The sequence below is a fragment of the Pseudomonas sp. BJa3 genome (assembly GCF_026343815.1).
Taxonomy (GTDB): domain Bacteria; phylum Pseudomonadota; class Gammaproteobacteria; order Pseudomonadales; family Pseudomonadaceae; genus Aquipseudomonas; species Aquipseudomonas soli.
In genome coordinates, this window is the sequence record NZ_JAOXMC010000003.1 from 217,687 (window position 1) to 237,337 (window position 19,651).

Genomic DNA, 19,651 nt, shown 5'->3' on the forward strand with positions numbered 1-19,651 from the left:
TCCTTGGGTCGGGGCCCGCCGCAGGGGCGGGCATCGGCGTGCCTTACCAGCAGATGCCGTGGTGTTGGGCGTTGCTGCCGTCGGCCATGAAGCCGACCAGGTCGATCACCTGCTTGCCGGCGTCGAGCGCCTGCACGAAGCGTTCGTCGTTGTTGCCCAGCACGATCACCTCGGCTTCATCGATCACCTGTTGCAGGTCGCTGCGCAGCAGGGCGCTGACATGGGGGATCTGTTGCTCGATGTACTGGCGGTTGGCGCCGAACTGGCGTGCATGGTCGACGTTGGCGTCGAAGATCCGCAGTTCGTAGCCTTTTCCGATCAATTGTTCGGCCAGGGTCACCAGGGGGCTTTCGCGCAGATCGTCGCTGTTGGCCTTGAAGGCCAGGCCCAGCAGGGCGATACGGCGCTTGCCGGCCTGGGTCACCAGGTCGAGCGCGTTCGCCACCTGGTTGCGGTTGCTGGCCATGATCGAGCCGAGCAGCGGGTGCGCCACGTCAAGCTGGCTGGCACGATAGGTGAGGGCGCGGACGTCCTTGGGCAGGCACGAACCGCCAAAGGCGAAGCCCGGGCGCAAGTAGTAGCGCGACAGGTTGAGCTTGTAGTCCTGGCAGACCACGTCCATCACTTCGCGGCCATCGACCCCGGAGGCCTTGGCGATGTTGCCGATCTCGTTGGCGAAGCTGACCTTGGTGGCGTGCCAGACGTTGCAGGTGTACTTGATCAGCTCGGCGACCTCGATCGACTTGCGGATCACCGGCGCGTCCAGGCCTTGGTAGAGCGAGGCAAGCAGGTCGCCGGAACGGCTGTCGAGTTCGCCGATCACGGTCATGGCCGGGAAGTCGTAGTCCTGGATCGCCGTGCTCTCGCGCAGGAACTCCGGGTTGACCGCCACGCCGAAGTCGCGCCCGGCCTGCTTGCCCGAGGCCTGCTCGAGCAGCGGGATGACCACGTTCTTCACCGTGCCCGGCAGTACCGTGCTGCGCACCACCACGGTGTGGCGGCTGGCCTTGTCGCGCAGGGCCGCGCCGATCTCGCGGCACACCGCCTCCATGTACACCAGATCGAGGTCGCCATTGGCCTTGCTCGGCGTGCCGACGCACAGCAGCGACAGCTCGGTGGCGAGGATAGCCGCCTGCACATCGGTGGTACCACGCAGGCGCCCCTGACGCACGCCGTCGAGCAGCAGTTGCTCCAGGCCCGGCTCGACGATGGGCGAGCGACCCTGGTTGATCATGTCGATCTTCGCCTGGGCGACGTCCACTCCCAGAACCTGATGCCCACGCGCCGACAGGCAACCGGCGCAGACCGCCCCCACATAGCCAAGTCCGAAGATACTGATGTTCATAGGTCCCTCTCCCCAGGCGCGGCGCAATGCCGGCCGAGATACTCAGTTCAAGAAGTTATGCGAATGCCAGACGCGCAGGATCAAGCCGCGCTAGATAGGTAGCGGTTCAGGCTGTTTCGTGGTGGTCTTTTTACATCCTAAGGAGTTTTCTGATAGTGCAGCAAGCGTTGTTGGTTAGTTTGTTTGGAATTTTCTTAAATTTTGCTTTGTTAGTTAAAAAATCCTTCAAAAACAATAATTTAAAGTTTGATGTAAGTTGGGCGTCAAAAAAATGATTATCTAATTGGTGTCGACATAATGGCGTCAAAACGGTGGTTTTCCGTGGTTCTTGCAGTGCCTTGTCCCGCACGGTTTCTGCAGGCCGATTAATGTCATTCAGGTTTTTTCGTGTTGTCCGCCATCGCCGGCAAACCCCTTGCGCGGGCGATGCAAAGCCTGCAGGCGACAGTGCTGAACCCACTGTGATCGCCATGTCATCTGTCCCCCTGATTCAGGGCGTGGCGCAATGATGGCTTGCAACGATTGGATCCAATTGGCATAGTGCCGGACGATTGTGCAGACATTCACTCGGGTGCGGGATGCACCCGTCTTCCATTCATGCAAAGGAGGCAAGCAGATGAACGGATTTGGTCCGCGACTCAGAGAAGAGCGCGAACGCCTGGGGCTGACCCAGCGCATTTTTGGCGATATCGGCGGTGTCGAGCCCAACGCCCAGGGCAAATACGAGAGCGGCGAACGCACGCCGCGCATGGACTACCTCGCGGCGGTCGCGAGCCGGGGCGTGGATGCGCTTTATGTGCTCAGCGGCGTGCACACCCCTGCGCCCCTGGACAGCCTGACCTCTGATGAGAACCGCCTGCTAGGCGCCTTTCGCCGCCTGCCGTCGGCCGACCAGGCTGCAGTGTGGCACCTGCTCAACCGTCTCGCGGGTGAAGAAAATGGCCATGAAGGGCTGCGCATGCGCCGGCCTGACCGGCAGGCATATTTCCATGATGCTTTGCGCTAGTGTCCTGTCTCGGAAATACGTTCTCTTTTGGCGAGTGGCTTGGGTGTTCGGCCAAGGCGCCGCGACGAGTCATAGCAGGGCTATGGCGAGGAGTGGCAACGCGGGCAGGGCGCCCAAGACGCCGCCAAAAGTGAACAGCTTATTTCCGAGACAGGACACTAGGTTCGTGGTGAAAAATTTTGTTAAGGTGGCGGGATCCAATCGCCCCACTAACGAGGTGTCTGCTTGATTAGGGTCCTGGTGGTCGACGATCACGATCTGGTGCGTACCGGCATCACACGCATGCTGGCCGACATCGATGGGCTGCAGGTGGTGGGGGAGGCGGACTCTGGCGAGTCCGCCCTCAAACTGGCCCGCGAGCTCAAGCCGGACGTGGTGCTGATGGACGTGAAGATGCCAGGGATCGGCGGCCTGGAGGCCACGCGCAAACTGCTGCGCAGTCACCCCGACACCAAGGTGGTCGCGGTGACCGTGTGCGAGGAAGATCCGTTTCCCACCCGCCTGTTGCAGGCGGGGGCTGCGGGCTACCTGACCAAGGGCGCCGGGCTCGACGAGATGGTCCAGGCCATCCGCCTGGCCTTCGCCGGCCAGCGCTACATCAGCCCGCAGATCGCCCAGCAGTTGGCGCTCAAGTCGTTCCAGCCCCAGGGGTCGCCGTTCGATGCGCTGTCCGAGCGGGAAATCCAGATTGCGCTGATGATCGTCGGCTGCCAGAAGGTGCAGATCATCTCTGACAAGTTGTGTCTGTCGCCCAAGACCGTCAATACTTACCGTTATCGAATCTTCGAAAAACTCTCGGTCACCAGCGACGTCGAACTGACCTTGCTGGCCGTCCGTCACGGTATGGTCGACGCAAGTCTTTAAGCACACCTCATGTCACAACCTTTTGATGCAAGTGCGTTCCTGGCGACCTGCAGCGGTCGCCCGGGCGTTTACCGGATGTTCGACGGCGAGGCCCGCCTGCTGTACGTGGGCAAGGCCAAGAACCTCAAGAAGCGCCTGGCCAGCTATTTTCGCAAGACCGGTCTTGCGCCGAAGACGGCTGCCCTGGTGGGACGTATCGCCCAGGTCGAGACCACCATCACCGCCAACGAAACCGAGGCGCTGCTGCTCGAGCAGACGCTGATCAAGGAATGGCGCCCGCCCTACAACATCCTGCTGCGCGACGATAAGTCCTACCCATACGTATTCCTGTCTGACGGGGAATTCCCACGCCTGGGTATCCATCGAGGCGCGAAGAAAGCCAAGGGACGCTACTTCGGCCCGTACCCCAGCGCAGGTGCCATTCGCGAGAGCCTGAGCCTGCTGCAAAAGGCGTTCTCGGTGCGTCAGTGCGAAGACAGCTACTACGCCAACCGCACCCGCCCATGCCTGCAGTACCAGATCAAGCGCTGCAAGGGGCCGTGCGTGGGCCTGGTGACGCCCGAGGAATACGCCGAGGACGTGCGTCACTCGGTGATGTTCCTCGAGGGGCGCAGCCAGCAGCTGGGCAACGAGCTTAATGCCGAAATGGAAAAGGCCGCCATGGCCCTGAATTTCGAGAAGGCCGCCGAGCTGCGCGACCAGATCGCCCTGTTGCGCCGCGTCCAGGACCAGCAGTACATGGAAGGCGGCTCCGGTGATGTCGACGTAGTGGCGGCTTTCGTCAACCCGGGCGGTGCCTGCGTGCACCTGATCAGCGTGCGTGGCGGCCGGGTGCTGGGCAGCAAGAACTTCTTCCCCCAGGTGGGCATCGAGGAGGAGGTGGCCGAGGTCATGGCCGCGTTCCTTTCCCAGTACTACCTCGGCAACGCCGAGCGCGAGCTGCCGGGCGAGCTGATCGTCAACGTGGTGCATGAAGACTTCGCCGCCATCAGCGAGGCGGTGCAGACCCTGCGCGGCCGCGAGCTGAGCATCAGCCACCGGGTGCGCGGCACCCGGGCGCGCTGGCAGCAACTGGCGGTGACCAACGCCGAGCAGGCCCTCAACGCCCGTCTGGCCAACCGCCAGCACATGGCCGCCCGCTTCGAGGCGCTGGCCCAGGTTCTGAGCCTGGATGAAGTGCCGCAGCGCCTGGAGTGCTACGACATCAGTCACTCCAGCGGCGAGGCAACCGTGGCCAGCTGCGTGGTGTTCGGCCCGGAAGGCCCGCTCAAATCCGACTATCGCCGGTTCAACATCGAAGGCGTGACCGCCGGCGACGACTACGCCGCCATGCATCAGGCGTTGATGCGCCGTTACGGGCGGATCAAGGACGGCGAGGGCAAGCTGCCCGATGTGCTGCTGGTGGACGGCGGTAAGGGCCAGCTGAACATGGCCCGCGAGGTGATGCAGGAGCTCGGCCTTACCGATCTCACCCTGCTCGGCGTGGCCAAGGGCGTGACCCGCAAGGCCGGTTTCGAGACTCTCTACCTGAACGACGTGGCCCACGAGTTCACTCTCAAGGGCGACTCACCGGCCCTGCACCTGATCCAGCAGATCCGCGATGAAGCCCACCGCTTCGCCATCACCGGCCATCGCGCCCGGCGCGGCAAGGCCCGGCGCACCTCGAGCCTGGAGGACGTCGCCGGGGTCGGGCCCAAGCGCCGCCGCGACTTGCTGAAACATTTCGGCGGCCTGCAGGAGCTCAATCGCGCCAGCGTCGACGAGATCGCCAAAGCTCCCGGCATCAGTAAAAAGCTTGCCGAGTCGATTTATGCCAGCCTGCATAGCGAGTAGAATGTCGGGTTCAACTCGCAGCCAGTCGTACCGATGAATATTCCAAACCTGCTCACCGTTCTACGCGTCCTGCTCATCCCGATCTTCATCCTGCTGTTCTATGTGCCGTATCACTGGAGCTACATGGCCGCCAGCACGGTGTTCGCCATCGCCGCCGCCACTGACTGGCTCGACGGCTACCTGGCGCGTCGGCTGCAGCAGAGCACCCCGTTCGGCGCCTTCCTCGACCCGGTGGCCGACAAATTGATGGTCGCCGTGGCCCTGGTGCTGCTGGTGCAGGTGCACGCCAACTTCTGGCTGACGCTGCCGGCGGCGGTGATCATCGGCCGCGAGATCGTGGTCTCGGCGCTGCGCGAGTGGATGGCCGAACTCGGCGCCCGCGCCCATGTGGCCGTGTCGAACCTGGGCAAGTGGAAGACCGCCGCGCAGATGCTGGCGCTGGTGATCCTGCTGGCCAACCCGCCGCTGCTGACCTTCTGGGTGGTGCTGGGCTACGGCTTGCTGCTGGTGGCGGCGGGGCTGACCCTGGTGTCGATGGTGCACTACCTGGTGGCCGCCTGGCCGCACCTGCGCGAAGGTTCGGAGCAGAAGTAAAAGTTTTTTTGAATCAAGGGGTTGACGCCGTTCTGTAAATCGCTAGAATGGCACCCATCACGACGCGGGAATAGCTCAGTTGGTAGAGCACGACCTTGCCAAGGTCGGGGTCGCGAGTTCGAGTCTCGTTTCCCGCTCCAAATATAGATCTACAGCGTTCCACCGAACTCTGTAAGTCGTTGTAAAAAAGGGCCTTAGGGCCCTTTTTTAGTTCCAGCGGAAATAACCGAACCCGGTATCTGGTCGGTTCAAGGTCAGGTTTGAGACCCTGGCTGGAGATGGCCCACCTGGTTAGGGTTGATGCTTCACATCATTGCGCAAGGTGGAAGCATCTGAAATTTGCGTTACGACAGGGCTGACAAGCACATGCGCATGTCGTTTGGTCCAGGTCCGCCGCTATTGGACCTTACGCCAGTGTTCCCAGCCACATCGCCCCTAGAATGATGAGCTGCGCCGGCACCAGGTATCGCGCAAAAGCGTAGCCGCCATTGCTGAGCGCCAGCACGCATTTGCTTAGTGTGTTCCCCGTCAGAGCCATCATGCCCGGCACCATCAGCTCAGTCATCTGCAGCCGACCCGCAACCACCAGCGAGGCTGCCGACGCCGTTGCCGCGTGGGCATCGCCCAGGCCGCTGACGAATGCTGCGATACTGGCCCCGTTGTGTCCCAGATGTTCGAGCAGAAACGCTGAGAGCAGTGCGATACCGGTCAGGGCCAGGGTGATTACGAGGGCTGTCCACAGGTTGAAGGCACCTGCGCCGAGGTGCGCGGTAGAATTGCTCGGTGCCGCGCGCCAAGGCGCGAGCAGCAACACGCCATAGATCGCGGTGACCAGCGCGCCGAGGCCGACCGCGGGCAGGAAAGGACCGAGCAGGTGGCGGTCGATGATGCTCAGCACCAAGGCGAACTGGGTGATGGTCGCCAAGTTGGACAATACCGCCGCCGCCGCGTAGGAGCGCGCCGCCGTAGGTTGTCGACTGGCGTCATGGGCTAGCAGGGCAATGGTCGCCGAACCGGAAGCAAAGCCTGAAGCGATGGCACTCAACGGCAGCCCATAGCGCGGGCCCACCAGGCGCATGGCGATATGACCTAACGCCGCCACTGTCATCAGCAGAACGACCAAGGTGCAAATAGTGCGTGGGTTGAGCACGCTGTAGGGGCCCAGGAACCGGTCCGGTGTCAGTGGCAATACCACCAGGGCCACCGTGAGCAACGTCAAGCCATCGCGCAGTTCCTGCTCGCTCAGTCGCTGCAGCACGAAATGATGCAGCTCGCGGCGCAAGGCCAGCAACACGGTCGAGACCACACCTGCGGCAGCGGCAAGCTCAGGCTCGGCAACGCTCAGCGCGCCCAGGACAAGTACCAGTAGAAGAGCGATCTCGCCTGTCACATCTGGTGCCTTCCCAGGCGAGTAGCGGTATTGCAGGCAAAGCAGCAGTATCAGGCCCAGGCTTGCTGTCCCGACCAGCACCGGTCCTGCCAGCAGCATGCTGACATAGCCCAGCAGGGCGGTGATGGCGAACGTCCTCAGCCCGGCGGCGGCAGGTACCTCGTCGCGGCGTTTCTTGCGTTCGCGCTCAAGGCCAACCAGCATGCCGATGCCCAGCGCGACTGCGCCGTGGCCAACACTCAGTGTGTCGAGCATGGCGCCTTGGGGCTTTGCTTGCGCTCATTGTCAGGGTCGCCTTGCTCGATCGCCATCAAGGCTGACATGTCGTGGATCTCCACCAGCCTGCCGCGCAGGCTGACAATGCCTTGCGCACGCAGGCGGGCGACCGAACGGCATACGGTCTCCAGGCGCAGGCCCAAGTACGATGCCATGTCCTCGCGCGACATACGTAACATGAAGCCATGGGCGGAATAGCCGCGGTTGACGAAGCGTTTGGACAGCCCGATCAGAAAACTGGCCAGGCGCTGCTCGGCGGTGAGGTTGCACAGCATCAACACACGCTCTTGCTCGCGCACTATCTCCCGGCTCATCAAGCGGTTCAGGCTCTGCTGCAATACCGGGAAGTCACGTGCCAGCGTTTGCAGGCGATGATAGGGCACTGGGCAGACTTCGCTGTCTTCCAGGGCAATCGCGTCGCAGACATGGTGGTCGGTGGCGATGGCGTCGAGGCCGAGCACGTCACCCGGCATCCAGAAGTTGATCACTACCCCCTGGCCTTCGGCGCTGTTGAGGCTGCTCTTGAAGCTGCCACAGCGCACGGCATAGAGCATCGTCAAGGGTGCATTGGCGTTGAACAGCGCAGCGCCTTTGCGAATGCGTAGGCGTGGCCCGATCAACGCGCCCAGGCAGCGTTTGTCATCCAGCGGCAGACCGGTGGGCAGGCACAAGCCGCTGACCCGACAATCGCGACAGAGCGTTACCAGCGGTTTCAGGTGAACCGGTGGCGGCGTGTACGGCGCAGCGGGCTGTTCGAGCAGCGAGACCTTCAGTTGGCCCGACATGTTCAGGCCTCCCTCGTGCAAGGCACATCCGCCCGAGCCGTCACGCCTGGACGGGGCGACCAACCCGCCAGCATGTCCAGCGAATGGGGCGCGTTGAGGCGGGCGTTGAGCCGCGCTACAAACTGTTGGGCTTCAACGGCCGTGTTGAAACTCACTCGCCAGTCGTCCATGCGAACCCAGCAGCGGTTGTGTTCGGTGTGGTTCTCGACGTAGACATTCATGGGGCCTCCAGAGCCTGCATGGGCAAGACAACTGCGGGACTAAAGGCCTCCGTGCCTGCATAGCACTTGGGTCAAGGCGTTATTGCCACTTTCATCACGCCATTGCGCTGGTGGGCGAACAGTTCATACGCGGCCTCGATGTCATCAAGGCGCATGCGGTGCGTGACCAGCGGCGAAACATCGACCCGGCCACTGGCTACAACTTGCATCAACCGACGCATGCGTTCCTTGCCACCAGGGCACAGGCTGGTGATGATGCGGTAGTCACCCAGACCAGCGGCATACGGGCCCAGTGGGATGTGCAGGTCGGCGCTGTACACGCCGAGGCTGGACAAGGTGCCGCCCGGCCGCAGCACCCGCAGCGCAGCCTCGAACGTGGCTTGCGTGCCCAGCGCCTCTATCGCCACGTCCACCCCGCGCCCGGCGGTGAGCGCCATGATCTGCTCGACCACATTGCCCTGCGTGAAATCGACGATGTGGTCGGCACCCATGCGGCGAGCGACACTGACCCGCTCGGCCACGGCATCGACACCAATGATGGTGGACGCGCCGAGCAGCCGGGCCCCAGCGACCGCGCACAAGCCGATCGGCCCCAGAGCGAACACGGCTACTGTGTCGCCCAGGATGACGCCCCCGCGTTCGGCCCCTGAAAAGCCGGTAGACATGATATCCGGGCACATCAGTACCTGCTCGTCGCTCAACTGATCGGGAATCGGCGAGAGGTTGACCATGGCATCCGGTACTCGCACGTATTCGGCCTGGCAGCCATCGATGATGTTGCCGAACTTCCAGCCGCCAATGGCCTTGAAGCCATGCGCGGTGCCAACGCCGTCTTGGGCGCTGCACCCACACAGGCAGGCGTTGCTATGGCCACTGGGGGTGATGGCGCCGGCAATGACGCGCTGGCCCTCATGCAAACCTTGCACCTGAGCGCCGAGTTTCTCGATCACGCCGACTGGCTCATGGCCGACGATGAGCCCCTTGGCCACCGGGTATTCACCGCGCAGGATATGCACGTCTGTGCCGCAGATGGTGGTGGTAGTGATGCGTAACAAGGCGTCCAGCGGGCCGATGTCGGGTATGGGCTTTTCCTCCACCACGATACGGTTCTTTTCGACAAACACCGCTGCTTTCATGAGGGCCATGGCACGCCTCCGGGTTGGTGGTTGTTGTGGCTAGGGGAGTAGCGTGCGCCCGGCAATCGGCGAAACATTGATCCTCGTCAAGGTTGTGTGCTGCGAGACATGCCGTCGGTCCGAGGGGCGTCAGTTGACAAACATCAAGCCTGTAGAGCAGGGCTACAGGATGCTTCGGGTATATATCGCAACCGCAGAGGTGTGCCATGGAAACCCCGCAAAGACTGCTGTTGATCGCATCCCCCCTGATGCGCCGAACCCCTGTCTACGACCGAGCCGCAGCCTTGGCCAAGGCCAAGGGCATGGCACTGCACATCGTGGCTTTCGACTACGTGGAGGGGCTTGCTACGGCAGGGCTGGTCAACCAACAGGCTCTTGCAGTGATGCGCGAAGGCTATGTACAGCAACACCGCGAGTGGTTGGAGACCCAGGCGCTGCCGATGCGGCGCAACGGTGTCACAGTCACCACCGAGGTGGTGTGGGTGCAGCACCCCTTGAACGAGATCCTGGTGCACCTGCGAGAGCAGCGCTTTGCCATGCTGATCAAGGCATTCGAGCATGAGCCATGGTGGGCGCGTGCCATGTTCACTTCCCTGGATATCCAGCTGCTGCGCGAAACCCGCATTCCTTTGCACCTGGTGCACCAGGCCAGCCATGCGTTGCCGCGCAGGATCCTGGCGGCCGTGGACCTGTCCAGGCCCGAAGACCAGTTCGAAGGCTTCAATGACCAGATCATCAGCGAGGCGTTGAAACTGGCTTTGCAGTGCAACGCGCAGATCGAATTGCTGTATGCCTACGACCTGGGTTCGATGTACCTGGACGCCAGCGGTAACCGGGAACACGCGTTCCTGTTCGATTCCAACCTCGCTCAGACGCTGCATGAAGCTCAGAGCGATGCCTTCAAGGCCCTTGCCGAGCGCAATGGTATTGCCGTCGAGCACCGCCACATGCGCATCGGCGACCCGGCCAAGGTCCTGGCCCTGTTCATGGACAACAATGATATCGACCTGCTGGTGATGGGCAGTTATCACCACCATGGCATCGGCTGGTTCATCGGCAGTACTGCCGAGCGGATGTTGCATCGTTTGTCCAGCAGTGTGCTGGTGATCTCCCCCGAGCGTTCCCAAGGGTAGCGCACAAGGCCCGCAAGGGCCTTGTTTTCAGGCTCGCAGGTCAAGCTCGTGGAGGATCTCGCTGACGTCGCCGCCCAGGTAGCGTGAGCTGAATCCCAGCGCCTTGGTCATCCGGTGCATGGCGTAGTTAGTCGACAGGTCCCTGGAAATCATCCACTCATAGCCACTGCGCCGCGCCGCGTCGACCAGGTGCCGCAGCAGACGCGTACCCAAGCCGTTACGCTGCCACTCCTCACGCACCGCTATCGCACACTCGCAGCGCGGGCTGTCAGGTAGGCCGGCGTAACGGCTGATGCCAATCTGCTGCAAGCAGCCGTCGACATGTGCCAGTGCGACATAGACTCTGCGCTGGAAGTCGTCGACCGGCATCGCTTGCGGGGGCAGGCTGGGCAAGCCGCCGCTGAGCCCAGCGGTCAAGCGCAAGCGCCGAGCCTGGTGGGCGATCGAGCTGAGAAAGCGTCGGTTCCGCTCATGGTCCTCCTGGCGCAGCGGGCGGATCAGCACAGGCGTGCCGTCATCGAGCTTCTCGACCCAGTGCTCACTGGGGGCCGGCTGCTTGGACCGCTGCGTGTTCATCGTGCCTCCCGTTACTCGGATAGATACCTGAAAAGCGTTGTAACGTGGCTCGCCGCGGCGGTTCTGACAATCGTCAAGTTCGGGACACGGCCCCTTTTCTGATCTGCATCAAACGCCAGCGCGGGCGCGCCCGGACAATCCTTAGCATCACATCCCTGCCGCGCAAGCCCGGAGGTCCGCCATGGGTCAATATCGACAAATGCTGGTGTTGCTTGGTGAAGTCGACCCGCATTCCGCCGCGTTGCGAAGGGGGCTGGCGCTGGCGCATGTCAGCGGCGCCAGCGTGCATGTGCTGGGGTTGTTCGAACCGCGTGAGGAACCTCTGCTGCGCGAAGAGCGCTTGAACGAAGCCGATATCAAGCGCCAGTACGATCACTATCGTGAGCAACTGCGGGTCCTGGTCGAACGGCACCGCGGCCACGGTGTGGTGCTGACGGTCGACAGCCTCGCCGTCGACGATATCCGCAGCGACGCCATCGACTACATCAGCGAATTGCAGCCGGACCTGGTCATCAAGGACAGCGACTGCGCCTCGACCCTGGCGCGGTTGTTCGGCACCCCGCTGGACTGTGCGCTGATGCGTGGTTTCCAGGGGCTCACCCTGTTCGTGCCGAGGGCAGCTGTTTCATTACCCCGGCGCGTCATGGTCGCCGTGGATACCAGCTTCAGCGAGACCCCGACAGCCCAGCAGCAGTTCAACCAAGGTCTCATTCGCGTCGCCCAGGCTCTGGCACTGCAGTGCGGTGCCGCTCTGCATCTGTTGTCGGCCTACAACCTGGGCGGGGTATTCGCTGCGGACATGAGCGTCACCCAGGCATGGATTGAAGAGATGCGCCAGGCGCTTCAGGAACCCTTCAACGCCTTGGCTGAAGCCGAAGGCGTGGCGCAGGACTGCCGCCACTTCATGCAGGGCGGCCCGGTGCAAGTGATCTGCGAACAGGTCGCCGCCCTGGAAGTCGACGCCGTGGTGATGGGTGTGGTGCAGCCCAAAGGGATGGATAAGCTGTTGGGTGACACCACTGAACGCATCGTCGGCCACCCGCCGTGCAGCGTACTCGCGGTTCACCCTCACGTGTTCGAACCCCTGGAGCCTTGGCCATGCAACTGACCTTTCTCGGCGGCACCGGGACGGTGACCGGCAGCAAATTCCTGTTGACCCGCGACCGCACGCGGATCCTGGTCGACTGCGGATTGTTCCAGGGCTACAAGCAGTTGCGCCTGCGCAACTGGGAGCCTTTGCCGCTGGCACTACGGGCGCTCGATGCGATCGTGCTGACCCACGCCCATCTCGACCATAGCGGCTACCTGCCAGTGCTGGCCAGGGAGGGTTACCACGGCCCGATCTATGCCACCCCGGCAACCTGCGCCCTGGCTGAAGTGCTTCTTCTCGACAGCGCGCGACTGCAAGAAGAACAGGCCGAACATGCCAATCGCCACGGCTACTCCAAACACACGCCGGCGCGGCCACTTTATACCGAGGAGGATGCGAAGCGGGTATTGGCGATGTTGCGGCCGGTGGGACTGCACCAGGCAACGCCGATCGCGGAGGGCATGGACCTGCTGTTGCGTACGGCTGGCCATATCCTGGGCGCTGCGACGGTGCAGATCAGTGCCGAAGGGCAGACCTTGGTCTTCTCGGGTGACCTTGGCAGGCCGCAAGACCCGATCATGCGGGCGCCGGAGCTGATCCGCACGGCAGATGTGCTGTTGGTGGAGTCCACCTACGGTGATCGCCACCACCCGGCAGAATCGACCGAGCGATCTCTGGCCCAGGTCATCAACCAGACACTCCTGCGTCATGGCATCGTCCTGGTGCCTTCATTCGCGGTGGGACGCGCCCAATTGCTGATGTATTACCTCCACAAACTCAAGCGTGATGGGCTGATCCCGGATATTCCGGTTTACCTGAACAGCCCGATGGCCACCGATGCGACCGCCCTTTATCAGCAGTTCCGAAATGAACACCGACTGTCGGCGCAGGAATGCGCCGCGATGTGCCAGGGCACACGGATCATCCACTCGGTCGATGAGTCCCGCCACCTGGACCAGTTGCGCGAGCCGGCAGTGATCATTGCCGCCAGTGGCATGGCCACCGGTGGCCGGGTGCTGCACCACCTGAAGGCACTGGCTCCCAACCCGCGCAACAGCATCCTGTTCTCCGGCTTCCAGGCCGGAGGCACGCGTGGCGCGGATATCGTCGCGGGCGCCCCCAGCGTGCGTTTGCAGGGCGAAGACGTGCCCATCCGGGCGCAGGTGCACACCTTGGAAAACCTGTCCGCTCACGCTGACGCCGACGAGATCATGGAGTGGCTGCGCGGCTTCAGCCGGCCACCGCGGCAGACCTATGTCATCCATGGCGAACCACACGCCGCCGACACCTTGCGCCGGCGGATCAGCCTGGAGCTGGGCTGGCAGGTGTGTGTACCGGACTATCAGGAAACCGTTGCCATCGACCCTGTGCGCTGAGCACGGCGCGGGAGGTAGTCATGAACACGAAAGCGCGAGCGAAACTAAGGGCCTGGATGCATCGGCCCAGGGGCAGCCTTGGCTGGATCGTGGCCATCGCCGCGTTGCTCATGGCAGCCTCTGTCTACCGCGCCGTGAGCCCCAGCTGGCGCATGCCGATGCGTGATCCGGCCGTGCTCCTGAGCCTGCTGGCATTGTGCGCGTTGCTGGGCTGGGTCGTGCAGCGCGGAGTGCGCCGTACGGTCGGCAAAGCGATCTTCAACAGCCGGGAGACGGGCGGGCAGGCCAGACTGGCGTTGCTGCGCGCGATCACCCGGGAATCCAACACGCTGATGGTCATGCTGTTGCTCCTGGCGGTTCTGGGCAGTGCCACGGTATGGCAGGCTGGGCGCGCCGTGGCGCAGATCGTGGAAAACTGCTCGGCGAACCTGCAGGCACAGGTGCAGGTACCCGAAGAGGCGCGGCTTGCGGCGTTGGTTGGCAAGCCCGTGTGTGCCTGCCTGGCGCAAACCTTCCTGGAGCGCAATGGGGTGATCCGCCTGGCGTTGTTCGGGACACCGATGCAGCAGGTGAGTGGCCTGCGGGCGCTGACCGCCGCCGACGAGCAGCGTTGCCTCGCGCGGTTCGACCTGCTACCCGAGACAGGCAATTTGAACACGCCTTGACCACAAAGTGAGTGCTGTATGAATGAAGGGGGCCGCACATGGCACGGGAGATTGCCATGTGCGGCCACGCCTTGGGCCTGGCGCGGCTCAGAGGGTGAGGCGATGGATGACCTGGCTCGGGTCATCCGGGTCCGCGGCCGTGGTGAAGCCTGCTGCCTTGGCCAGGTCGCGCATTGGCTGGTTGGCAGCCGAGTCAATCGAGTACATCTGCCGAAAGCCCTGAGCCTTGGCGTGATCGATCAGGTGGCTGAGCAGGATTCGGCCTAGCCCATGATGTTGCCAACTGTCGAGTACCGTCACCGCGCACTCGCACTCAGCCTTGTCGGCACCGGCGGCATAGCGCGTAATGCCCACTTCCTGCAATTCACCCTCGACGTGGGCCAGGGCGACGTAAGCAGCTTGGCGGTCCTCGTCGACCTTCATCAACTGGTCGAGCAGGGCGTCACTGGGTTCCTTGACCTGGCAGAGGAAGCGAAAGTGCCGCGATTCGGGCGACAAGCGTTCGATGAAGGCCTTTTCGCGTGTCCGGTCCTTGGCTTGCAGCGGCCGGACCAGCACGTGGGTGCCGTTGTCCAGGGCTTCGACCCAATGCTCGCCGGCAGGTGTCGGAAAGATGGATTTGGAGGGTTGACGTGAAGTCTCGGCGGGGGGCATGGCAATATCCTCGGCAGTGATTGAACTAGGGAAGGTAAGCGTCGGCTGTGGACCTGAAGCAGGCTTGACCGTTATCAAGGTCGTGTACGAAAACACCCTTGATCGCGCCGCTGCCCGCCAGCAGCAGGTGAGATGGCTGGCCAGGCAACTGGGCGTTTCGCGCTGGGATTCATTTGGCTTTCCAGTACTTCTGCATTTCCAGAAACAGGAACGAGGCGGTCCAGGTGATCAGCACCAGGCCTGTCAGTGCCTGTAGGCCAGTGAGGTATTTCAGGTGACCGGTGGGCGCGATGTCGCCGAAGCCAATGGTGGTGTAGGTGGTGAAGGAAAAATAAACGCAGTCCAGGAAGCTCCCGTCGAAATTACCGCTGAGCGTTCCCCAGCCCTCGGCATGGGACATCAGGTAATAGGCCAGGGCAAAGCACCAGACCTCCACAGCATGTGCCAACAACGCGCCGAACACCCCCGCGACGATACGGAACCGACTCCACAGCCTCAGGCGCGGTAGCCAGTCATTCAAGCGCAGCAGGCATTCGTAGTGAATGACGACCACCAGGATCACGATCAGCATGTTGATCAGCGTGACAGTGAGCATTGTCGTTACTCGGGTCGGGGCTGCAGGGACCCTGCATGCTGATGGTCAACGTATCGCCGGTGGGGTGAAGGATCTGCAGCAGCAACGTCAAGCCGCCTCGGCGCTGTTTCTGCCCCCGGCCATGATGCGCTCGCGCGCAACAGTGTCCTGCTGCTTGTTTCTATCCCTGCAGCAGGCGAGGCGATTGATAAAGGTCAAACCCGGCGAATCGACGCTGCACCGTTGACAAATGTCAGGCCGCTGGCGGCGCCGCTTCCAATACTCCGGGTCGAGCAGACCACCAAAGAGGCTCTACGCCGGGCAACCCGGAAAGCTCGCCACGGGGGATTCTGGATTTGCCTTTGCAGTAACGTGGCACGATTATCGTCCACGCGATCGCTTGCGTACTGCTCAGCTTGATCCTGCCTGGCATGAGCGCAGGTTCCTGGGCTGCCAGGTTGAGGCGCCTGCCTTGAGCTAGTGCCCGAGTCGCGTACGTCGCATTCCTTGAGGAGTTGAGCATGAACGATTTTACCCCTTGGTCGTCCTTGGCAGGCGGCGCCATGATCGGTTTGGCCGCGGGGCTGTTTGCCGTGGCCAATGGGCGCATTGCCGGTATCAGTGGCCTGATCGGGTCGTTGTTGCAGCGTGGCGCAGAAGGGCGGGGCGAGAAAGCGTCGTTCTTGCTGGGGATCTTCGTCGCGCCGCTGCTGTGGCAGGTGTTTACGACGATGCCACCTGTGCATTTCACCGCCTCGCCCTGGGCGCTAATGGTGGCCGGGTTGCTTGTGGGTATCGGCACACGCTATGGCGCAGGCTGCACCAGCGGCCATGGCGTGTGTGGGCTGGCTCGGTTATCGCCACGCTCTGCGGTGGCAACGCTGTGTTTCATGAGCGCCGGATTTGCCACCGTCTTTCTCCTTCGTCATGTCCTGGCAGGTGCTTAACATGCAGCGATTCATTGGTTTCCTCGCCGGGGCCCTGTTCGGCATGGGGCTGTTGGTGTCGGGGATGGCGAACCCTGCCAAGGTCCTTGGCTTTCTCGACCTTGCTGGGCAGTGGGATCCATCGCTGGCACTGGTGATGGTCGGCGCCATCGGCATGGCGTTGCTGCCCATGACGTGGGCACGGCGGCAAGCCGTGGCGTTGCTGGGAGGACGGATGCAGATGCCAACGCGGCATGACGTCGATCATCGGCTGGTCGGCGGCAGTCTGGTCTTCGGGGCCGGCTGGGGGCTTGCCGGCATTTGCCCTGGTCCTGCGTTGGTGCTGCTGGTGGGTGGGTATTGGCAGGCCTGGCTGTTCGTGGCAGCGATGCTTGCTGGCATGCTGCTGGTCAATGCCTTGGAAGTTTCACGCAACTGAACAAGGCAGTGCACCAAAGAAGTTGTCGCGACTTGAGCGCGAATGTGGCCATGCACGGGCATGCGTGATGGAGAGGTGAGGCCGTGCAGGTTTTGCACGTGGGGCACTGTGTGTGCTCGACCCGGGCTGGGATGCCAATGTCCAAGGCAAATAAGCAATGGCGCCAGAGTGCGCAAGAAACGGAGAGCATCCCCCCGTACCGCACCCGATAGTACCCGCGCACCCTGCAAATCACCTTCAGGACGAGGTACAGATCATGCAACTGGCAGGCAAAGTGGCAATCATCACCGGTGCCAGCTCTGGCATCGGCCGTGCGGCGGCGAAACTGTTCGCCCGGCACGGCGCCAATCTGGTGCTCACAGCGCGGCGTCAGGCTGAGCTCGAGCAGTTGGCGGCGGACATCACGGCAGGCGGACACGGCCGGGTCTTTACGGTGGCCGGTGACATCACCGATGCGGCGCTGGCCAGGGAACTGGTGGACGCGGCAGTGTCGCGCTTCGGTGGCCTCGATATCGCCTTCAACAATGCAGGCACCCTCGGTGAGCTGGCTGCCGTTCCCGAGCTGACGCTGGACGCCTGGCAACATACCTTGCACACCAACCTGACCAGCGCTTTCCTCTGCGCCCAGGCGCAGATTCCGGCGCTGCTGGCCCGTGGCGGTGGCTCGCTGATCTTCACCTCGACCTTCGTCGGCCACGCGGTGGGTATGCCGGGCATGGCTGCTTATGCGGCCAGCAAGGCGGGCCTGGTCGGCCTGGTCCAGGTCATCGCGGCGGAGCAGGGTGCCCTCGGGATACGCGCCAATGCGTTGCTGCCGGGCGGTACCGACACGCCGATGGGCCGCAGTGTGATGAGCAGCCCCGAGGCCCAGGCCCATGTCGAAGGGTTGCACGCCCTCAAACGCCTGGCCAGGCCGGAGGAAATCGCCGAGGCGGCACTGTTCCTGGCCTCGGACGCATCAAGCTTCATGACCGGGTCGGCGATGGTGGTGGATGGCGGGATATCGGTGGTGCGCGGCTGAGGCGCGCCATAATATGTCATGCTGGGGCATATCACCCTTTTCGGCATTGCAGGTCCACCGCCTGCTCGGCGCTATGGCGTGCACGTCAACGTCGGTCACAGTGACAATATGAAGGTCCGCGACCCCTTTCTGCACCTGCTCGACAGCCACTGAGCTGTCGAGCAGGCGCGGGCCGTGGCTACTTCAATCGGCCTGCTTGGGCGCAAATCGCAGGATCAGGCAGGCGATGACTGCCGACAGCAACGAGCCCAGCAAGATGCCGATCTTGGCTGCATCGATCTTCTCGGCCTGGCCCGGGAACGCCAGTTCGCCGATGAACAGGCTCATGGTGAAGCCGATACCGCAGAGCATCGCCACGCCGTAGATCTGCAGCCAGCTGGCGCCTTGGGGTTTGCTGGCCAGGCCGGTCTTGACCGCCAGCAGCACGCCACCGAATACACCGAGCTGCTTGCCCAGCAGCAGGCCCAGGGCAATGGCCAGCGGCAGTGGGGCAAAGATGTCGTCAAGGCCCAGGTCGCCGAACGAGACGCCGGCGTTGGCAAAGCCGAAAGCCGGCACGATGAGGAAACCGACCCACGGCGCCAGGCCATGCTCCAGCTTGAGCAGCGGGCTGGCCTCGCGGGCCTCGCTGCTGCCTGTGCTGTACGGGATCAACAGGGCGCCGACCACGCCGGCGATGGTGGCGTGCACGCCTGACAGCAGGGTCACGTACCACAGCGCGGCCACGCCGATCAGGTAGGGCCACAGGCTGACCACGCGCAGGCGGTTGCAGGCCAGCAGGATGGCGATGATGCCGGCGGCACCAGCCAGTGCCAGCAGGTTCAGCGACGAGGTGTAGAACACCGCGATGATTGCCACCGCGCCCATGTCGTCGATGATCGCCACCGACACCAGCATGACCTTCAGTGACAGCGGCGCATGTCGTCCGAGCAGGGCCAGGGCGCCGACGGCGAAGGCGATGTCGGTGGCGGCGGGGATCGCCCAGCCGTTGGACAGCCCGGGTTCACCGCCTGCCACCGCCAGGTATATGAGCGCCGGCACGGCCATGCCCATCAGTGCTGGCAGTGCCGGCAGGCGGCGTTGCTCCCAGCTGGCCAGGCGGCCGTCGACCAGCTCGCGCTTGATCTCCAGGCCTACCAGCAGGAAGAAGATCGCCATCAGACCATCGTTGATCCACATGTGCACGGTCATCGGGCCGAGTTTCTCGGTCAGCACCGGGCCGACGGGCAGGTGCAGCAGGTGCTGGTAGGCGCTGGCCCAGGGACTGTTGGCAATGACGATGGCCAGCGCGGCGGTGAACATCAGCAAGACGCCGCCGGCCGCTTCGGTGGCCAGCAGGTGACGCAGCATGGAGCGCGGCTTGAGGGTAGGAAGGGGTGCAGTCATGTAACGGTCCTCGTTCATGGCATCACCCTCGCAATGGCAGTGGCGTGGCGGACAACGGGCACGGCGGGACGCTGGCTCCGGACTGGGCGTGCCACTGCGGCGAAGGGCGAGAAGAAGGATGGGGAATGCGGCACGGCAACCCACGCCGTGAAGACACGGGGCAGGAAGGGCCATGGGGAATGGAGGCATGCGTGCAACATGGACAAATCTCACGGAAAACAAATGAATGTTCTCCGTATTCGGGAAGGCTCCCGGGCGCACGCAGCACACGCCAGGCGGTCATTCTAGCTATCCGATCGCAGGAATGCGTCAACATTTTGCGTCCAAATGTTGCCAGGTCAAGGTGGGGCAGCCCGGTATC

At 63.1% G+C, this 19,651-nt stretch carries 21 protein-coding genes and 1 tRNA gene; 13 read left to right on the top strand and 9 right to left on the bottom strand.

Annotated features, from left to right (window positions below; genetic code table 11):
- Window positions 1-43: 43 nt before the first annotated feature.
- Window positions 44-1,345, bottom strand: coding sequence for a nucleotide sugar dehydrogenase (locus OH705_RS04545; protein ID WP_038706387.1), 1,302 nt, complete (start codon window positions 1,343-1,345; stop codon window positions 44-46).
- A 616-nt stretch (window positions 1,346-1,961) separates the two neighbouring features.
- On the opposite strand from OH705_RS04545, the gene OH705_RS04550 reads away from it, so the two are divergent.
- From OH705_RS04550 to OH705_RS04570, 5 genes are all read left to right on the top strand, one after another.
- On the top strand, window positions 1,962-2,351 hold the full coding sequence (locus tag OH705_RS04550) for a helix-turn-helix domain-containing protein (RefSeq protein WP_023631420.1): 390 nt from the start codon (window positions 1,962-1,964) through the stop codon (window positions 2,349-2,351).
- Window positions 2,352-2,576: 225 nt separating this feature from the next.
- Window positions 2,577-3,215: a UvrY/SirA/GacA family response regulator transcription factor gene (gene uvrY, locus OH705_RS04555; protein ID WP_023631421.1), complete on the top strand. Its 639-nt coding sequence runs from the start codon at window positions 2,577-2,579 to the stop codon at window positions 3,213-3,215.
- Window positions 3,216-3,224: 9 nt separating this feature from the next.
- Complete coding sequence (gene uvrC, locus OH705_RS04560) at window positions 3,225-5,048, top strand: excinuclease ABC subunit UvrC (protein ID WP_267301167.1); 1,824 nt, start codon at window positions 3,225-3,227, stop codon at window positions 5,046-5,048.
- A gap of 33 nt (window positions 5,049-5,081) precedes the next feature.
- Window positions 5,082-5,642, top strand: a complete 561-nt coding sequence (gene pgsA, locus OH705_RS04565; RefSeq protein ID WP_038706385.1) for a CDP-diacylglycerol--glycerol-3-phosphate 3-phosphatidyltransferase — start codon at window positions 5,082-5,084, stop codon at window positions 5,640-5,642.
- 64 nt (window positions 5,643-5,706) lie between these two features.
- Window positions 5,707-5,782 (top strand) — tRNA-Gly (locus OH705_RS04570).
- Window positions 5,783-6,048: 266 nt separating this feature from the next.
- Here the strand turns inward: OH705_RS04570 and OH705_RS04575 are convergent.
- The 4 genes from OH705_RS04575 to OH705_RS04590 all read right to left on the bottom strand — a co-directional run bounded on the left by OH705_RS04575 (window position 6,049) and on the right by OH705_RS04590 (window position 9,459).
- Window positions 6,049-7,287, bottom strand: coding sequence for an MgtC/SapB family protein (locus OH705_RS04575; RefSeq protein ID WP_023630305.1), 1,239 nt, complete (start codon window positions 7,285-7,287; stop codon window positions 6,049-6,051).
- On the bottom strand, window positions 7,272-8,093 hold the full coding sequence (locus OH705_RS04580; protein WP_023630306.1) for a helix-turn-helix domain-containing protein: 822 nt from the start codon (window positions 8,091-8,093) through the stop codon (window positions 7,272-7,274). Before OH705_RS04580 ends, OH705_RS04575 begins: the two co-directional genes overlap by 16 nt.
- Before the next feature lie 2 nt (window positions 8,094-8,095).
- Window positions 8,096-8,314, bottom strand: coding sequence for a hypothetical protein (locus tag OH705_RS04585; protein WP_094011377.1), 219 nt, complete (start codon window positions 8,312-8,314; stop codon window positions 8,096-8,098).
- 71 nt (window positions 8,315-8,385) lie between these two features.
- Window positions 8,386-9,459, bottom strand: coding sequence for an NAD(P)-dependent alcohol dehydrogenase (locus OH705_RS04590; protein ID WP_094011378.1), 1,074 nt, complete (start codon window positions 9,457-9,459; stop codon window positions 8,386-8,388).
- A 197-nt stretch (window positions 9,460-9,656) separates the two neighbouring features.
- Between OH705_RS04590 and OH705_RS04595 the strand changes: the two genes are divergently transcribed.
- Window positions 9,657-10,583, top strand: a complete 927-nt coding sequence (locus OH705_RS04595; protein ID WP_023630309.1) for a universal stress protein — start codon at window positions 9,657-9,659, stop codon at window positions 10,581-10,583.
- A gap of 27 nt (window positions 10,584-10,610) precedes the next feature.
- Here OH705_RS04595 and OH705_RS04600 read toward each other — a convergent pair whose 3' ends face one another.
- Window positions 10,611-11,159, bottom strand: coding sequence for a GNAT family N-acetyltransferase (locus tag OH705_RS04600; RefSeq protein ID WP_267301169.1), 549 nt, complete (start codon window positions 11,157-11,159; stop codon window positions 10,611-10,613).
- Between the two features lie 181 nt (window positions 11,160-11,340).
- Here OH705_RS04600 and OH705_RS04605 point away from each other — a divergent pair, with 181 nt between their 5' ends.
- The 3 genes from OH705_RS04605 to OH705_RS04615 are packed head-to-tail and all read left to right on the top strand — an operon-like array spanning window position 11,341 to window position 14,290.
- On the top strand, window positions 11,341-12,267 hold the full coding sequence (locus OH705_RS04605) for a universal stress protein (protein WP_023629264.1): 927 nt from the start codon (window positions 11,341-11,343) through the stop codon (window positions 12,265-12,267).
- A complete protein-coding gene (locus tag OH705_RS04610) occupies window positions 12,258-13,625 on the top strand; it encodes an MBL fold metallo-hydrolase RNA specificity domain-containing protein (protein WP_094011381.1) in 1,368 nt (455 codons plus the stop codon). Before OH705_RS04605 ends, OH705_RS04610 begins: the two co-directional genes overlap by 10 nt.
- Before the next feature lie 20 nt (window positions 13,626-13,645).
- Entirely contained in the window at window positions 13,646-14,290 is a 645-nt protein-coding gene (locus OH705_RS04615) for a hypothetical protein (RefSeq protein ID WP_267301170.1), read from the top strand.
- 87 nt (window positions 14,291-14,377) lie between these two features.
- Here OH705_RS04615 and OH705_RS04620 read toward each other — a convergent pair whose 3' ends face one another.
- Window positions 14,378-14,944 carry a GNAT family N-acetyltransferase gene (locus tag OH705_RS04620; protein ID WP_023629267.1) on the bottom strand — a complete coding sequence of 189 codons (567 nt, stop codon included), beginning with the start codon at window positions 14,942-14,944 and terminating at the stop codon, window positions 14,378-14,380.
- A 169-nt stretch (window positions 14,945-15,113) separates the two neighbouring features.
- Window positions 15,114-15,539 (bottom strand): potassium channel family protein, encoded by a 426-nt coding sequence (locus OH705_RS04625; RefSeq protein ID WP_267301171.1) that lies wholly within the window; start codon window positions 15,537-15,539, stop codon window positions 15,114-15,116.
- On the opposite strand from OH705_RS04625, the gene OH705_RS04630 reads away from it, so the two are divergent.
- The 4 genes from OH705_RS04630 to OH705_RS04645 all read left to right on the top strand — a co-directional run bounded on the left by OH705_RS04630 (window position 15,514) and on the right by OH705_RS04645 (window position 17,904).
- Complete coding sequence (locus OH705_RS04630) at window positions 15,514-15,765, top strand: hypothetical protein (RefSeq protein WP_267301172.1); 252 nt, start codon at window positions 15,514-15,516, stop codon at window positions 15,763-15,765. The genes OH705_RS04625 and OH705_RS04630 overlap by 26 nt on opposite strands.
- A 274-nt stretch (window positions 15,766-16,039) precedes the next feature.
- Window positions 16,040-16,465 carry a YeeE/YedE family protein gene (locus OH705_RS04635; RefSeq protein WP_023629269.1) on the top strand — a complete coding sequence of 142 codons (426 nt, stop codon included), beginning with the start codon at window positions 16,040-16,042 and terminating at the stop codon, window positions 16,463-16,465.
- A gap of 1 nt (window position 16,466) precedes the next feature.
- Window positions 16,467-16,883 carry a DUF6691 family protein gene (locus OH705_RS04640; RefSeq protein ID WP_094011382.1) on the top strand — a complete coding sequence of 139 codons (417 nt, stop codon included), beginning with the start codon at window positions 16,467-16,469 and terminating at the stop codon, window positions 16,881-16,883.
- Between the two features lie 256 nt (window positions 16,884-17,139).
- Window positions 17,140-17,904 (top strand): SDR family oxidoreductase, encoded by a 765-nt coding sequence (locus tag OH705_RS04645; RefSeq protein WP_094011383.1) that lies wholly within the window; start codon window positions 17,140-17,142, stop codon window positions 17,902-17,904.
- Between the two features lie 183 nt (window positions 17,905-18,087).
- Here the strand turns inward: OH705_RS04645 and nhaA are convergent, their stop codons facing one another.
- Window positions 18,088-19,290, bottom strand: coding sequence for a Na+/H+ antiporter NhaA (gene nhaA / locus OH705_RS04650; protein ID WP_038707571.1), 1,203 nt, complete (start codon window positions 19,288-19,290; stop codon window positions 18,088-18,090).
- Window positions 19,291-19,651: the final 361 nt, after the last annotated feature.

Coding starts and splice junctions, on each gene's coding strand:
- OH705_RS04580 (WP_023630306.1), bottom strand. CDS start 8,093: ATGTCGGGCCAACTGAAGGTCTCGCTGCTCGAACAGCCCGCTGCGCCG.
- nhaA (WP_038707571.1), bottom strand. CDS start 19,290: ATGACTGCACCCCTTCCTACCCTCAAGCCGCGCTCCATGCTGCGTCAC.
- OH705_RS04550 (WP_023631420.1), top strand. CDS start 1,962: ATGAACGGATTTGGTCCGCGACTCAGAGAAGAGCGCGAACGCCTGGGG.
- OH705_RS04620 (WP_023629267.1), bottom strand. CDS start 14,944: ATGCCCCCCGCCGAGACTTCACGTCAACCCTCCAAATCCATCTTTCCG.
- OH705_RS04630 (WP_267301172.1), top strand. CDS start 15,514: ATGTTGATCAGCGTGACAGTGAGCATTGTCGTTACTCGGGTCGGGGCT.
- OH705_RS04605 (WP_023629264.1), top strand. CDS start 11,341: ATGGGTCAATATCGACAAATGCTGGTGTTGCTTGGTGAAGTCGACCCG.
- OH705_RS04625 (WP_267301171.1), bottom strand. CDS start 15,539: ATGCTCACTGTCACGCTGATCAACATGCTGATCGTGATCCTGGTGGTC.
- OH705_RS04610 (WP_094011381.1), top strand. CDS start 12,258: ATGCAACTGACCTTTCTCGGCGGCACCGGGACGGTGACCGGCAGCAAA.
- OH705_RS04590 (WP_094011378.1), bottom strand. CDS start 9,459: ATGGCCCTCATGAAAGCAGCGGTGTTTGTCGAAAAGAACCGTATCGTG.
- OH705_RS04545 (WP_038706387.1), bottom strand. CDS start 1,345: ATGAACATCAGTATCTTCGGACTTGGCTATGTGGGGGCGGTCTGCGCC.
- OH705_RS04595 (WP_023630309.1), top strand. CDS start 9,657: ATGGAAACCCCGCAAAGACTGCTGTTGATCGCATCCCCCCTGATGCGC.
- uvrC (WP_267301167.1), top strand. CDS start 3,225: ATGTCACAACCTTTTGATGCAAGTGCGTTCCTGGCGACCTGCAGCGGT.
- OH705_RS04585 (WP_094011377.1), bottom strand. CDS start 8,314: ATGAATGTCTACGTCGAGAACCACACCGAACACAACCGCTGCTGGGTT.
- OH705_RS04615 (WP_267301170.1), top strand. CDS start 13,646: ATGAACACGAAAGCGCGAGCGAAACTAAGGGCCTGGATGCATCGGCCC.
- pgsA (WP_038706385.1), top strand. CDS start 5,082: ATGAATATTCCAAACCTGCTCACCGTTCTACGCGTCCTGCTCATCCCG.
- OH705_RS04575 (WP_023630305.1), bottom strand. CDS start 7,287: ATGCTCGACACACTGAGTGTTGGCCACGGCGCAGTCGCGCTGGGCATC.
- OH705_RS04640 (WP_094011382.1), top strand. CDS start 16,467: ATGCAGCGATTCATTGGTTTCCTCGCCGGGGCCCTGTTCGGCATGGGG.
- OH705_RS04635 (WP_023629269.1), top strand. CDS start 16,040: ATGAACGATTTTACCCCTTGGTCGTCCTTGGCAGGCGGCGCCATGATC.
- OH705_RS04600 (WP_267301169.1), bottom strand. CDS start 11,159: ATGAACACGCAGCGGTCCAAGCAGCCGGCCCCCAGTGAGCACTGGGTC.
- OH705_RS04645 (WP_094011383.1), top strand. CDS start 17,140: ATGCAACTGGCAGGCAAAGTGGCAATCATCACCGGTGCCAGCTCTGGC.